The following is a 1,511-nucleotide window of genomic DNA, read 5'->3' as shown; positions in this document are numbered from 1 at the left end:
TAGCGGGCGGGTTTGGGCTTGCTCATGCCATCCGTCTAACCACATGGATTCGTGATGTGAATCCTCCACCGCGAGAGTTCTGCAACAATGCCCCGCGCAGCGGGAAAATCAGCCATTCGTGCAGAGTGCAGCAAGGATCAAAGGTCGAATTCACAGATTGCGGATGAACCGGACGTTGATTGGATCTAACTTAATGGCCGTTTCCGGAAATCGACATATGCCCAAAATGGTCGATTGCGCCGGTGACACAAACGTTGGGTTTTGCCAATTCCCTCACAGTAGGAACGCTTCTGGAAGTGCTCGAAACAGCAAAGGCGCGGGATAGGCGAGGTCGCCTACCCCGCTACACGGGTCTCAGGCTCGAAGCCGGTTCACGAACAGATCGTTGCTTTCTATCTCTGTCTGGGCTGATGAAAGCTCATCTACGTCCCAGTTCGCAGACAGATAGCGGCCCTTGGCCCAATCGGCTTTACCGCTGGTGAGCCACACGATGAAACAGGCCGCCAGATCGGGTGTATCGACCAGGTACTCGTGCATGTCTTCGGGCATGTTGTGACCAAGTTCTGTCGCAACGCCACCGGGATGGACCGCAAAGCATTTGATCCCGTCTTCACCGTGGTCGGATTGTACGAATTCGCAAAGGCGGTTGATGGCGTGTTTGGAGGTCTGGTAATCCGACGCCCCTGGCGTCAACATCTGCGCCCCTATCGACGACATCAAGATCAGATGGCCGCCGCTTTGACCCCGGTCTGCATGTCCCTTCGCGCTCTCGATAAGGTGTGGCAGCGTATGGCGGGCGACGTGATACGCACCCTGAACATTCACTTCCCAGGTTTTCCACCATGTGGCCGGGTCCGACTCGGCGATTTTCACCCAAGGGCCCAGAAACCCGGCATTGGCATCGGCAATATCAATGCCGCCAAACTGCGTCACACAATCCGCAACAGCGGCAGCAACCGCGTCCGCATCGGTGACATCGCAAACCGAATAGGCAGTTCTGGTGTCGGGATTGGCCTTTGCAATGAGATCGCAGGTCTCCTCAAGGTCGGCCTCGGAGCGCGCGGTCACATAGACCGCTGAAGCACCCGCTTCTGCAAAGGCCACGGCCGTTGCCTGACCAATACCGCGAGACGCACCCGAGATGAAGACGATCTTCCCGTCGGCGCTTCCGCTCAATGCGTCCCTGGGATCGATAGAGGGGTATCTGTCATTGTGAGCAGTAAAATCGCGAAACTGATCTTCGATGGACATTTTTGTCTCCTTAATACGGGTGTTTTGCACTCATGACAGAATAGGCGGTCAGAATTGTCTGTGTATGCCTGTTCCTCCCAAAAAACTGTCAAATCCTCCAGGTCATAGGAAATATGGTAGCTTTTCGGTCGTCTTTGATCAAAAATTACTAGCTGTTTAGTCCCGGCGTGTGATGGTCTACTTATCTGTGACCATGGGAAGGACGCACTGTGGGACAAATTCGTCACGGGAGCGCCACGCACTGTTACCCGGCAGGCGAT

General features: G+C 55.1%; 1 protein-coding gene. It reads right to left on the bottom strand.

Going from position 1 to position 1,511, the window contains the following annotated elements:
• Window positions 1-354: 354 nt before the first annotated feature.
• The gene (locus ATI53_RS22785; protein ID WP_083840651.1) at window positions 355-1,251 is read right to left on the bottom strand and encodes an SDR family NAD(P)-dependent oxidoreductase; all 897 of its coding nucleotides are present in this window, start codon (window positions 1,249-1,251) and stop codon (window positions 355-357) included.
• Between the last annotated feature and the right edge of the window lie 260 nt (window positions 1,252-1,511).

It is taken from the genome of Salipiger aestuarii (assembly GCF_003259905.1).
In the GTDB taxonomy this organism is placed as follows: Bacteria; Pseudomonadota; Alphaproteobacteria; order Rhodobacterales; family Rhodobacteraceae; genus Salipiger; species Salipiger aestuarii.
The sequence above is the reverse complement of the archived record's forward strand: the minus strand, read 5'-3'. Positions and strand labels throughout refer to the sequence as shown.

Excerpts from the sequence above, each read along its gene's own strand:
- ATI53_RS22785 (WP_083840651.1), bottom strand. The coding sequence starts at position 1,251 with ATGTCCATCGAAGATCAGTTTCGCGATTTTACTGCTCACAATGACAGA.